The 12,177-nt window shown below is 62.2% G+C and carries 12 protein-coding genes; 8 read left to right on the top strand and 4 right to left on the bottom strand.

Going from position 1 to position 12,177, the window contains the following annotated elements:
* The first annotated feature begins 260 nt into the window (after window positions 1–260).
* Together PH605_RS16215 and PH605_RS16210 are read left to right on the top strand one after the other, a co-directional pair.
* Window positions 261–722 carry a tRNA (cytidine(34)-2'-O)-methyltransferase gene (locus tag PH605_RS16215; protein WP_161987926.1) on the top strand — a complete coding sequence of 154 codons (462 nt, stop codon included), beginning with the start codon at window positions 261–263 and terminating at the stop codon, window positions 720–722.
* A 172-nt stretch (window positions 723–894) separates the two neighbouring features.
* Window positions 895–2,547 carry a Na/Pi cotransporter family protein gene (locus tag PH605_RS16210; protein WP_065655703.1) on the top strand — a complete coding sequence of 551 codons (1,653 nt, stop codon included), beginning with the start codon at window positions 895–897 and terminating at the stop codon, window positions 2,545–2,547.
* A gap of 36 nt (window positions 2,548–2,583) precedes the next feature.
* Here the strand turns inward: PH605_RS16210 and PH605_RS16205 are convergent, their stop codons facing one another.
* Window positions 2,584–2,859 (bottom strand): hypothetical protein, encoded by a 276-nt coding sequence (locus PH605_RS16205; RefSeq protein ID WP_003523094.1) that lies wholly within the window; start codon window positions 2,857–2,859, stop codon window positions 2,584–2,586.
* Between the two features lie 129 nt (window positions 2,860–2,988).
* On the opposite strand from PH605_RS16205, the gene hemF reads away from it, so the two are divergent.
* The 3 genes from hemF (at window position 2,989) to PH605_RS16190 (ending at window position 4,707) form a co-directional block, all read left to right on the top strand.
* Window positions 2,989–3,900, top strand: a complete 912-nt coding sequence (gene hemF, locus PH605_RS16200) for an oxygen-dependent coproporphyrinogen oxidase (RefSeq protein ID WP_125146633.1) — start codon at window positions 2,989–2,991, stop codon at window positions 3,898–3,900.
* 123 nt (window positions 3,901–4,023) lie between these two features.
* Window positions 4,024–4,293, top strand: a complete 270-nt coding sequence (locus PH605_RS16195) for a hypothetical protein (RefSeq protein WP_078051779.1) — start codon at window positions 4,024–4,026, stop codon at window positions 4,291–4,293.
* 228 nt (window positions 4,294–4,521) lie between these two features.
* Window positions 4,522–4,707 carry a DUF1059 domain-containing protein gene (locus PH605_RS16190; protein ID WP_003523091.1) on the top strand — a complete coding sequence of 62 codons (186 nt, stop codon included), beginning with the start codon at window positions 4,522–4,524 and terminating at the stop codon, window positions 4,705–4,707.
* A 24-nt stretch (window positions 4,708–4,731) separates the two neighbouring features.
* On the opposite strand, the gene PH605_RS16185 is transcribed toward PH605_RS16190, so the two are convergent.
* Genes PH605_RS16185 through PH605_RS16175 form a run of 3 tightly spaced genes read right to left on the bottom strand, consistent with a single transcriptional unit; the run spans window position 4,732 to window position 7,243 of the window.
* Window positions 4,732–5,988 (bottom strand): CCA tRNA nucleotidyltransferase, encoded by a 1,257-nt coding sequence (locus tag PH605_RS16185; protein ID WP_142845440.1) that lies wholly within the window; start codon window positions 5,986–5,988, stop codon window positions 4,732–4,734.
* The gene (locus tag PH605_RS16180) at window positions 5,985–6,617 is read right to left on the bottom strand and encodes an NUDIX hydrolase (protein ID WP_142845439.1); all 633 of its coding nucleotides are present in this window, start codon (window positions 6,615–6,617) and stop codon (window positions 5,985–5,987) included. Before PH605_RS16180 ends, PH605_RS16185 begins: the two co-directional genes overlap by 4 nt.
* Window positions 6,614–7,243: a DUF1285 domain-containing protein gene (locus PH605_RS16175; RefSeq protein WP_142845438.1), complete on the bottom strand. Its 630-nt coding sequence runs from the start codon at window positions 7,241–7,243 to the stop codon at window positions 6,614–6,616. The genes PH605_RS16180 and PH605_RS16175 overlap by 4 nt, the downstream gene beginning before the upstream one ends.
* Before the next feature lie 175 nt (window positions 7,244–7,418).
* On the opposite strand from PH605_RS16175, the gene PH605_RS16170 reads away from it, so the two are divergent.
* The 3 genes from PH605_RS16170 to PH605_RS16160 are packed head-to-tail and all read left to right on the top strand — an operon-like array spanning window position 7,419 to window position 12,176.
* The gene (locus tag PH605_RS16170; RefSeq protein ID WP_065655696.1) at window positions 7,419–8,429 is read left to right on the top strand and encodes an AAA family ATPase; all 1,011 of its coding nucleotides are present in this window, start codon (window positions 7,419–7,421) and stop codon (window positions 8,427–8,429) included.
* A 25-nt stretch (window positions 8,430–8,454) separates the two neighbouring features.
* A complete protein-coding gene (locus tag PH605_RS16165; RefSeq protein ID WP_142845437.1) occupies window positions 8,455–9,369 on the top strand; it encodes a DUF58 domain-containing protein in 915 nt (304 codons plus the stop codon).
* A complete protein-coding gene (locus tag PH605_RS16160; protein WP_142845436.1) occupies window positions 9,366–12,176 on the top strand; it encodes a DUF4159 domain-containing protein in 2,811 nt (936 codons plus the stop codon). Before PH605_RS16165 ends, PH605_RS16160 begins: the two co-directional genes overlap by 4 nt.
* Window position 12,177 lies beyond the last annotated feature (1 nt).

Genomic DNA, 12,177 nt, shown 5'->3' with positions numbered 1-12,177 from the left:
CGGAAAGACACCGAATACGCGAGAAAACATGCAGGTGCCGCCCGAAGGGGCGGAGATGACCCCGCGAGGTCTCCGCCCGTTAAACGATGCCGACATCGCCCTATTCGGCCGCGGGTAGCCGCCCTGTGTGTCACGCGAATGAACATCCAGCCGGGAACGGCGCTTCAAGGGGACTTTTTGCAGCATAGCTGTCGCCCGGCCCCTGCCCGTGATAATCGGACGGGCAGACCAACCGCAGTGAGACGTCCATGTCCGATACCATGCCCGAAATCAGGATCGCCCTTTACCAGCCCGATATTCCCGGCAATACCGGCACCATCCTGCGGCTGGCCGCCTGTCTCGGCCTCGGCGTCGACATCATCGAGCCGGCCGGTTTCGATATTTCCGACCGCAACCTGAAACGGGCGGGCATGGATTATATCGCGGCGGCGGCGCTGACGCGCCATGTCAGCTGGGACCGTTTCGAGGAATGGCGGGCAACCACCGGCCGCCGTCTGGTTCTCGCCTCCACCAAAGCCGCCCTTCCCTATACGAAGATCGCCTACCGCACGGATGACATCCTGCTTTTCGGCCGCGAAAGTGCGGGCGTACCAGACCATGTGCATGAAAAGGCAGAGGAGCGAATCATCATCCCCATGATGTCGGGACAGCGCTCCATCAACGTCGCCATGTCGGCGGCGATGATCGCCGGCGAGGCTTTGCGCCAGGTGGCATGGGCCTAGGCGTCATTTTTAACGCCAATTTTTCGGGCAAATACAAAATTTGACCGTTTTTACTTCAAAACTGTCGCAACCCGGCCTGTACCGAGGGCATTGAGGCTCCTATACTGATTAGCCGGACAATAAAAATCGTGCTCGCCGGAACCATCCGCCGGCGGGTGTGAGGAGACGTCGCATGCAATCCACCATTGTCATCGTCAACCTTCTCGGCGCAGTCGCGCTGCTGCTCTTCGGCCTTTCCCAGGTCAAGGATGGCGTAACCCGCGCGTTCGGCATGAAACTGCGAAGCGTGCTGGCCACCGGCACCCAGAACGGTCCGCGTTCCTTCTTTTCCGGCTTTTTCGCCACCGTCGCGCTGCAAAGTTCGACGGCGACGGCGCTCACCGTCGCCTCCTTTGCTGAACGAGACCTCATCAGGCCGCGCATGGCGCAGGTGGTGCTGCTCGGCGCCAATGTCGGCACCGCCGTGACCGCATGGATCGTGGCGGCCGGGGTGGAATGGCTGTCGCCGCTGCTGATCCTTGCCGGCATTATTTTGAAAAAGGGCAGCTCCAATGCCCGGCAGGGCGGCGGAACGGCGCTGATCGGCATCGGCCTCATGCTTCTGTCGCTGCATCTGTTGAGCGGCGCGACAGAACCGATGCGCGCCTCGCCGGCTCTCGGCGTCTTTATCGGCCTGCTTGACGGGGCATGGCCCGTCGCGCTGATCTTTTCCGCCGTGCTCGCCTTCGTTTCGTCTTCGAGCCTTGCCGTCGTGGTGCTCATCCTGTCGCTGGCCGCCACCGGCACGCTTTCCACCGGCCTCATCATCGTGCTCATTCTCGGCGCCAATCTCGGCGGCGCCATTCCGCCGGTCATCGCCACGCTTTCCGGCCCCGCCTCGGCGCGGCGCATCACCATGGGCAACCTTCTGGTGCGCACCATTGGCTGCCTCATCGCGCTGCCGCTTGCCTCCTATGGCGCGGAATTCCTGCAGCAGTTGCCGCTTTCGCCCGCAAAATTGCCGGTCGACGCCCATCTGATCTTCAACGTCATTCTGGCGGCGCTGGCCTGGCCCTTCTCCGGCCTCCTGTCCGACCTGATGGCAAGGCTGGTGCCGGGCGATCCGAAAGCCGAAGACGGTCCGAATTTCCTCGACCAGCAGGCGCTGGACATGCCGGTCGTGGCCCTTGCCAACGCCACCCGCGAAGTGCTGGGTGTCGGCGACAGCATCGAGCGCATGCTGATCCGCGCTGAAAACGCCTTCAAGCACAATGATCTCGCACCGCTTCAGGAGGTTTCCCTGCTCGAAAAGAAGGTCGACCGCCGCCAGCAGGAGGTGAAGGTCTATCTGTCGCAACTGGGACGCAAGGGGCTTTCCGACGAAGAAGCCCGCCGTTCGATCGCCATCATCGATTACGCGATCAACCTCGAACATATCGGCGATATCATCGAAAAGGGCATCTGCGAACAGATCCGCAAGAAGGTGCTGAACAGCTTCAAGTTTTCCGACGACGGTTATGAGGAGCTGAAAACCCTGTTCGACATGACCATCGAGAACCTGCGCGCCGCCCAGAGCATTCTGGTGACCGGCGATTTCGAACTCGCCCGCCGGCTGATGGAAAGCAAGGTTGATATACGCCGGCTCGAAAAACAGTCCTCCAACCGCCATCTGGAGCGGCTGCGCGACGGGCTGGCGGAAAGCATGCAGACCAGTTCGCTGCATCTAGACATGCTGCGCGACCTCAAACGCATCAACGCCCATATCGTCACGGTGGCGCATCCCATTCTGGATGAAAGCGGTGTGCTGATCGAAAGCCGACTGCGTTATGCCGAGCCCCGCGCCTGAAAGCATTTCGGGGGAAATGCGAAAACGCTCTAAACTTCAATCGGCCGAGGGCAGCCGCCGCATGGTGAATTCGATGCGGTCGCCTTCCAGTTGCCGCCAGCTTTCCACTTCCGTCCAGTAGGCCGCTTTCGGAAAGCTGTCGAACCATTCGCGCGCCTTGGCGCGGGCTTCCTCGCGTCCGAGACAGAAGGTCTGCCGCACGAACATGCCGTTGCGCGTCTTGTCGTCGCCCGAGCCTTCACGCGCCTTGCGGTGATTGGCGATCCTGCGCTTCAGCCCGTCGAGGGGCGGCGGTCCGGTAAATTTCGTCATGATATTCACCTCTGGCACCTACATCGATAAAGATAGTGCCCGCATGTGAACTTGGCGAGTCGAATTTGTGCGCGGGGCCTGCACCTGCTAGACGCGACAGGGAATCGACTTCACCTAAGGAGAATACGCATGGAACGGCCAATCTTGCCGAAGGGCTTGCCCGACGACATCGAGGACAAGAAGGCCCTTGCCCAAGCCTGGTTCCAGCATCTGCGCGACACCATCGTTAACTCCTTCGAGACCCTCGAAAACGACCTGACCGGCCCTCTTTCCGACCAGGAGCCCGGCCGTTTCGTCCAGAAAGACTGGCTGCGCGACGATGGCGAGGGCGGCGGCGGTAAGATGTCGATGATGGAAGGCCGCGTCTTCGAAAAGGTCGGCGTCCACACCTCCACCGTCTACGGCGAATTCTCGCCGGAATTCCGCAAGCAGATACCCGGTGCGGAAGAAGACCCGCGTTTCTGGGCGTCGGGCATTTCGCTCATCGCCCATCCCGTCAACCCCAATGTGCCGGCGGTGCACATGAATACCCGCATGGTCGTCACCACCAGCCACTGGTTCGGCGGCGGCGCGGATCTGACGCCGGTGCTGGGGCGCAGAAGGACGCAGGAAGACCCGGACAGCCAGCTTTTCCATCGTGCCTTCGAAATCACCTGCAACCGCCATCCGGTTGCCGATTATCCGCGCTACAAGACGTGGTGCGACGAGTATTTCTTCCTCAAGCACCGTAACGAAGCCCGCGGCATCGGCGGCATCTTTTTCGACTGGCTGCACCCGCAGGAGGAAAATGGCGGCTGGGACGCCAATTTCGCCTTCGTGCAGGATGTCGGCCGCGCCTTCAATCTGGTCTATCCGAAAATCGTCCGCGCCAATTTCAACCAGAACTGGACGGAAGAGGACCGCGACGAACAGCTCATCCGCCGCGGCCGCTATGTTGAATTCAACCTGCTTTACGATCGCGGCACGATCTTCGGCCTCAAGACCGGCGGCAACGTCGAATCGATCCTCTCGTCTCTGCCGCCGGTGGTGCGCTGGCCTTAAAAAACCTCACGCAAATTTGACGCTCATCAGCCAATTTGTCGCAAATAGCGCAAATTAGGACTTATGGAAAAATCAAGGCAATGATAGTCTCCTCCCCGCAGACGTACTGGAGGAGCTATCGTCATGATTACTTCGAACAGCATGCCTATCTCTGCTTCCCCCGAGGGAGCGCCACAATCCATCGATACCCCGGAATTGATCGACCGCCTGGCAGCAGAAATGCGCGCCACGGGTGATCGCGAACTGCCGCATTCCTTCTATGTCGAACAGGTAAAACGTTCCCTTGCCGGACAAAAAACGGCACGGCGGGCGGCCAATGACGAAATGCCTCGTACAAAAATTCCGGCAGCCGGCACATCCTCTGTTTTCCAGTGCTGGGCGATGCCCGAATAGGGGCCTGAATAAGGTCGAAGGACGCCGCTCTGGAACATAAGCGGTGAACATTCGTTTCTTGTCGGAGGGACAGCAGATAATCGAATTGCTGTCCCTCACTCTCGCACATTCTCCCTGTCGAAAATCGATTCCGGTTTTCGACAGGGAGAATGTGCAGACTCAAAATGTTAGAGCGTCCTTCATGCGTCCGAACGGACGCATGGCGCTCTAAAACAGGGAGGCAAGACCATGAGACTGTTTGAATGTGGAACGCTCGTGCCCGGCTGTGCCTGGCACACGCGCGCAGATGACGACGCCGAAGTGGTGCGGCGCACCGTGGAACATATGCGATCGGCGCACGGCGAAACCGTCATCCGCGAGAACATGATCGAAAACATTAAATCCCGCATTCGCGACGAGGCAAATGCGGCCTGAGCCGCGACGCCATCGTCGCTGACCTCAATTTTCCAGCATATCTTTCAGCCGGGCGGTTAACGCTGCCCGGTCGAGTGAGAAATTGACGTCGACCCACTTTTCCTCGAGGCTTTTCAGCACTTCGCCCACCTTGGGGCCCGCCTCGACGCCCGCGGCCATCACATCAGCGCCGCTCAGCGGAAAGCCCGGTTTGTGAAATTTTTCCGCCCGCGTCAGCAAAGTCGAAAGCCGCGCGACTTTCTGCATGGCCGTGTCGCCAGCCGAAAGATCGGCACGGGCCGAAGCAAGCGCCAGTTTCAGCCGCGTCTTCACGCCCTCGACGCCCTGACGATAGAGCAACCGGTCGAGCGCCGTCTCCTTCAGCTCTGGATCAGCCGCCGGCGCCGAGGCCCAATGGGCAAGATAAGCCGCTTCGGCCTTCGACAGCCGGAGGCGCGCGGAAAGGGCGGCCAGCCTGTCCCTGTCCGGCGGCACGATGGCGGAAAGCCGCAGCATCGGGTCCACCGTCCAGCCGATAGCCTGCTCCGTCGCCACCAGCCCGTGAATGGCATCGATGCCCCATTTTTCCGTTTCGGGAAGAATTTCCGCCAGAACGCCCGATTGCCGCATCCACAAAAGGGCGCGGGAAGGATCGCGGGCGGAAAGCAGCTTTTTCAGCTCGCTCCACACCCGCTCGGCTGAAAGCGTGCCCAGCTTGTCCTTGGCCCGCGCGCTTGCCCGCAAGCCGTCCGCATCCGGGCGGCCGGAACCATAATGGGCGAAAAAGCGGAAAAACCGGAGAATCCGTAGATAATCTTCCGAAATCCGCATCGCCGCATCGCCGATGAAACGCACAGTGCCGGTCTCGATATCGGGAAGACCATCGATAAGGTCGATAATCTCGCCCTTTTCGTCGGCATAGAGGGCATTGATGGTGAGGTCGCGTCGCTCGGCATCGGTCTGCCAGTCGGTGCCGAAGGCTACCTGTGCGTGGCGGCCATTGGTTTCGACATCGCGGCGCAACGTTGTCACCTCGAAACCTTCGCCATCGATCACCAGCGTTACCGTGCCGTGTTCGATGCCGGTCGGCACCGCCTTGATGCCTGCCGCCCTGGCCCGCGCAACAACCACGTCAGGGGTGAGCGTCGTCGCCATGTCGACATCGACCACCGGCAGGTCCATCAGCGCATTGCGCACCGCGCCGCCAACGATCCGCACCTCGCCGCCATCGGCATTCAGAAGCGTAAAGATGCGCTTCAGCGCCGGTTTTTCAAACCAGTCCCGCCCGGCAAGGCTGCTCATGAATAAAACCTCTCGTAAATCGTCCTGACGATGCCCGCCGTAATGCCCCAAATGTAGCGTTCGCCATAGGGCATTTCGTAGAAAAACCGCTCCTTCCCCTGAAAGATACGGCTGCCGCGCCCGTGGTTGGCCGGGTCCATCAGAAAGGACAGCGGCACCTCGAAAACCTCATCCACTTCCGTTGGATTGAGCGTCAGGTCGAAGCCGGGCCGAACGATGGACAGCACCGGCTTGATGCGGAAACCCGTCCCGGAAATATAATCCGGCAGACGCCCGACCGTTTCCACGAAAGACCTGGAAAGGCCGATTTCCTCTTCCGTCTCGCGCAGCGCCGCCTCTTCCGGCGTCCGGTCCTCGGCATCGATGCCGCCGCCTGGAAATGAAATCTGGCCGGAATGCTTGCGCAACGTCGAAGTGCGCTGAGTGAAGATCACCCGCGCATCGTTACCATCGTCAATGACAGGCACCAGCACGGCGGCGTCCTTCAGCTTGATGCCGTTCCCGGAAAGCACCACACCCGGATTGAGGACATGGTCGCCATTTTCACGCTCGGCCACGCCCTCACCTTCCTGCAGTACCCGGCGGCGGAAATCGGCGGCGGTAAAAGTCTTGAATGCCGTTGTCGTCATTGCGAAAGCCGTTCCAGTTCCTTGGCGGGCATCACCGGGAAAACGACCCCGCCTGAGCGCACGGCGAACATGTCGACGCCCTCCACTTTGATCACCTCGCCAAGTGCGACGAGGTCGTACATCACGGCTCGCGAGACGAGCGCTTCCAGCCTACCGCGCACCAGAAGATAGGGCTTCAATTCGCGGTTCTCACCGAAAACCTCGAATCGCAGCGGATGCTCCGGCCCCGCCTCCACCACATCGCCGACATTGGTGCGGAAGGTCAGCAGCGGCTCGCCATCATCCTCACCCGCCGTCAGCTTCATTTCCACGGCGACGAAAGGCGCGTCCACGACGCGGATGCCGACTTTTTCCACAGGAGTTACGAGGTAGGTTTTGCCATCCTCATCCTTGCGCAGAACGGTGGAAAACAGCCGCACCAGCGGCGCCCTGCCGATAGGGGTGCCGAGGTAGAACCAGGTGCCGTCGGCGCGGATTTCCATGTCGAGATCGCCGCAAAAAGGCGGATTCCAGCGCTCCACCGGGGCCGGCCCGCGTTTGGCGTCGCCGGTCTGTTCGGCGGCGCGGGAAATCATCGCCGCAAGCCCGGCCGCATCGCCCGCCGAATTTATCGTCTCCGCTGCCATATTCGAGTCTCGCTTTGCCGATAAGGAAATACTAAGTCACGACATAGTCATTCGAATGGCGCTTGTCAGCGGCCAAGAGAGCAATAAGCTATATGCAGCGCAAAATCCGTCCCGGCCGACTGCCAGCAAAACCGGGATGCGACTGTGACAGCGGCGAAGGTATGAGGAGAGCGACATGGGCGTGATGAATACCGGCGAAACCCTCGATGAAAAGGCCATCGTCGCCTCGGCCGAAAAGGCGCTTTCCGATATCGCGGCCATCCGCACGGAAGTCTCCAAGGTCATTTTCGGCCAGGAAAAAGTGGTGCAGAACACGCTTCTCGCCATCCTTTCCGGCGGCCATGCGCTGCTGGTCGGCGTTCCCGGCCTTGCCAAGACCAAGCTCGTCACCACGCTCGGCACCGTACTCGGCCTCGATGCCAACCGCATCCAGTTCACGCCGGACCTGATGCCGTCGGATATCCTCGGTTCGGAAGTCATGGATCAGGACGAGAACGGTCGCCGTTCCTTCCGTTTCATCAAGGGTCCGATTTTCGGCCAGCTGCTGATGGCCGATGAAATCAACCGCGCCAGCCCGCGCACGCAGTCCGCACTTTTGCAGGCCATGCAGGAATATCATATCACCATGGCCGGCCAGACCTATGAGCTGCCAAAGCCGTTCCATGTTCTCGCCACCCAGAACCCGCTGGAACAGGAAGGCACCTATCCGCTGCCCGAAGCCCAGCTCGACCGTTTCCTGCTGCAGGTCGATGTCGGTTATCCCGAGCTTGCCGCCGAACGCCAGATCCTGCTCGACACGACGGGCACCGCCTCGGGCGAAGCGCGCGGCGTGATCGATGCCGGGCGCCTGATGGAAATCCAAGCCCTCATCCGCCAGATGCCGGTGAGCGACAAGGTGGTGGATGCAATCCTCTCGCTCGTCCGCTCCGCCCGCCCCGGCCATGGCAACAAATTGACCGACAAACACGTTGTCTGGGGTCCGGGCCCGCGTGCCGGTCAGTCGCTGATGCTGACGGCCCGTGCCCGTGCGCTTTACGAAGGCCGGCTCGCCCCGTCGCTGGACGATGTCCATGCGCTGGCCGAACCGGTGCTGGAACACCGCATGGCGCTGACCTTTGCGGCCCGCGCCGAAGGCATGTCGGTGCGCGATGTCATCGCAGCGCTCGTGGAGCAGGCGAAGAACTGAAAGCACGTTCGCGAAAGGACTGCATGTGGCATCCATCGGCCAGATCGTAGACAAGACGCCGGGTAGCGAAGTTCTGGCGCGCGCACGCCAGCGCGCAGCCCTGGTGCCGGACTGCATGGTCGAGGCAAAGCGCATCGCCAACACTGTCACCGCCGGCTGGCACGGCCGCCGCAAACGCGGCATCGGTGAAAATTTCTGGCAGTTCCGCCCCTATGCCGAAGGCGAGAGCCTGTCGCGCATCGACTGGCGGCGCTCCGCCCGCGACGATCATACCTATGTGCGCGACCGGGAGTGGGAAGCCGCCCACACCATCTGGCTCTGGGCCGACATGTCGCCGTCGATGATGTTCAAATCCACCCTCGGCTCCGTCTCCAAGGAAAGCCGCGCGCTGGTGCTGATGCTGGCGCTGGCGGAAATTCTCGCGCGCTCCGGCGAGCGCATCGGCTGCCCCGGCATCATGGAGCCGGTTTCGGCCAGAAACGCCGCCGAACGGCTGGCCGCCGCCATCATGCATGCACCGCTGACCACTGGCATGCCGGAAACGGGCATGATCCGCGGCGCGAGCGACATCGTCCTCATCGGCGATTTTCTCGATGATGCCAAAGCCGTGATGGAGCGGATTTCGCCTCTGGCGCGGCGCGGCCTGCGCGGCCATGTGGTGGAAATTGCCGATCCGGCCGAAGAGACCTTCCCCTATTCCGGCCGCACCGAATTCACCGACCCGGAAACCGGCGAAAAACTGGTGTCCGGCCGTGCCGAAACCATTCGCGAGGATTACACCCGCGCCTATCTCGCAAGGCGTGAGGCGCTGTCCTCGTCGCTGCGCCGTCTCGGCTGGAACTTCGTGTTCCACCGCACCGATCATCTGGCCTCCGAGGCGCTTGTGGCCATGCACATGTATCTTTCCGGCGCGCCAGCACAGGGCGGTGGGCAAAGATGAGCGCATTGCCTTTCGTCTTCACCAGCCCCTATATCCTCCTCGGCTTGCTGGCGCTGCCCGCCATCTGGTGGCTGCTGCGGCTCACCCCGCCGCGCCCCAAGGCGGAAGTCTTTCCGCCGCTGAAGATATTGGCGACGGTGCTGAAACGCGAGGAAACGCCGTCGAAAAGCCCGTGGTGGCTGACCCTGCTGCGCATGGCGCTTGCCGCCGCCGTGATTTTCGCGTTGGCCGACCCGGTGGTGAACCCGCGCAACAATAGCATTGCCGGCAGCGGCCCGCTGGTGCTGGTGGTCGACAACAGCTGGGCCTCCGCACCTGACTGGGAAAGACGCGTGGCGACCGCTCAGGCGCTGATCGGCGATGCGGAACGGGCCGACCGCCCCGTCTCCATCAGCTTCACCGCCGATGCGGAACATGACGCCGTACCGGGAACGACAGCCGTTGCACTGGAAAAACTCGCCGCAGCAAAGCCAAAGCCGCTCGTTCCAGATCGTGTCCGCACGGCGGAAGCCATCACCGAGGCGCTGAACGGCACGGCTCCCGGCACGATCGCCTATATTGCCGATGGTGTTCAGACCGCGCAGGATGAAAGCGCGATGAGAACGCTGGCCAGCCTCTCCCCCGCCGAATTCCGCATCGTGAAGGGCGACGGCAAGGCGATTACAGCCATTACCGGCGCCACCAACAATGCCGATGCCATGAGCGTCACACTGTCGCGGCTCGATACCGCCGAAGCCGGCCGGCTGACCGTCAATGCACAGGACAGCCAGGGCCGTATCCTCGCCAACGGCATCACGAACTTCGCGCCCGGCGCGGCCGAAACCACGGCAACGGTGGAAGCGCCCTTCGAGCTGCGCAATGATTTCGCCCGCCTGTCCCTCGAAGGCGTGTCGACGGCGGGTGCGGTGCATCTTCTCGACGACGGTTTCCGCCGCCGCCGCGTGGCGCTGCTGGCCGGCGAAACCGGCAATGATTTCCAGCCGCTGCTGCAGCCGCTTTATTACATCAGCCGCGCGCTTCAGCCATTTGCCGATCTCATCCCGCAGCGGCAGGCCGATCTGGCGCAGGCGATCCCGGAAATCCTGCAATCCAATCCTTCCGTCATCGTCATGGCCGATATCGGCCGTCTGCCGCAGGAAACCTATGAGCCCATGCAGCGGTGGCTCGCCGGTGGCGGCACGCTGATCCGTTTTGCCGGACCGCGCCTTGCCGCAGCCCCGGCCGACGATCCGCTCGTGCCTGTAACACTCAGACAGGGCGAACGCGCGCTTGGCGGCGCGCTCTCCTGGGCCGAGCCGCAGCCGCTTGCCGATTTCCCGAATTTCGGCGCCTTTGCCGGCATGCCGAAGGCCGACGGTGTCCTCGTCAAGCGTCAGGTTCTGGCCGAACCGACACCGGATCTGGCTGAACGCACCTGGGCAAGCCTTGCCGATGGCACGCCGCTCGTCACCACCCGCACTGTCGAGGCTGGCCGCATCGTGCTCTTCCATGTCAGCGCCGAGGCAAGCTGGTCCGACCTGCCGATCTCTGGCCATTTCGTCGATATGCTGCGCCGTATCGTGCAATTGTCGAAGGCAGGCGGCGCTTCCGCCAACGCCAATGCCCCGGCCGCGGCCCTTCCGCCCTTCCGGCTGCTGACGGCCGAAGGCGCGCTTTCAGCCGAAATCGGCACTGCCCGGCCGCTGGAAATGCGCGCCGGCCAGCCGCCGCGCACCGGTTTCGACAATCCCCCCGGCCTCTATGGCACAGAGGATGGTTTCGTGGCTCTCAATCTCTTACCCGCAGGTGCCACACTTCGCCCGCTCGACACCTCCGCCGCCGGTGTCAGCACCACCAGCGAAGCCCTGATCGGAGAAACGGCGAAATCGCTGCGCCCTGCGCTCTTCATCGCCGCCTTCCTGATGTTGATTGCCGACAGCCTGATCGTGCTCTTCATGAACGGTGCCTTCGCACGCCTGCCGAAAGCCCGCAGCGCCACAGCCGCCACCGTGCTTCTGGCGCTTGGCGCCTTTGCTGCCATGTCACCAACCGATGCCCGCGCCGACGATCCCAAACCCGGCGACGAGCAGATTTTCGAGCGGCTGGACACCACCCATCTCGCCTATGTGCGCACCGGTGAAGTCGATGTCGACCGCATTTCAGAGCAGGGTTTGCAGGGTTTGAGCGAATTCCTGACCTGGCGCACGACACTAGAGCCCGGACAGCCTGTGGGCCTCGATATTTCCAAGGACGAATTGTCCTTCTATCCCATCATCTACTGGCCGGTTTCCGCAACAGCACCCATGCCCTCAAGCGCCGCCATCTCACGCATCGACGCCTATATGCGCGCCGGCGGCACCGTGCTGTTCGACACGCGCGACCAGTTCTCTTCGCTCGATACCGGCGCGACCAGCCCTAACGGCGAGCGCCTGCAGGCGATCCTCGCCAATATCGATATCCCACCGCTGGAGCCCGTGCCGGAAGATCACGTTCTGACGCGCTCCTTCTACCTGCTCACCAATTTCCCCGGCCGTTACAACGGCTCCCCGCTCTGGGTGGAATCGCGCCAGGGTGCCGCCAAGACCACCTCCGGCCTTTCCTCCTCCGGTGATGGCGTGACGCCGATCATGATAACCGGCAATGATTTCGCCGGCGCATGGGCCGTCGATCCGCAGGGCGCACCGGTTCTGCCCACCGTGCCGCCGGACGAGATGCAGCGCGAGCATGCCTTCCGCTCCGGCGTCAACATCATGATGTATATGCTGACCGGCAACTACAAGGCCGATCAGGTCCACGTTCCCGCACTTCTCGAACGGTTGGGGCAGTGAC

Origin of the sequence: Agrobacterium sp. CFBP 3001 (assembly GCF_027871605.1) — a bacterium.
In the GTDB taxonomy this organism is placed as follows: Bacteria; Pseudomonadota; Alphaproteobacteria; order Rhizobiales; family Rhizobiaceae; genus Agrobacterium; species Agrobacterium leguminum.
Note: the sequence above shows the minus strand (reverse complement) of the source record. Positions and strands in the feature narration are given on the sequence as shown.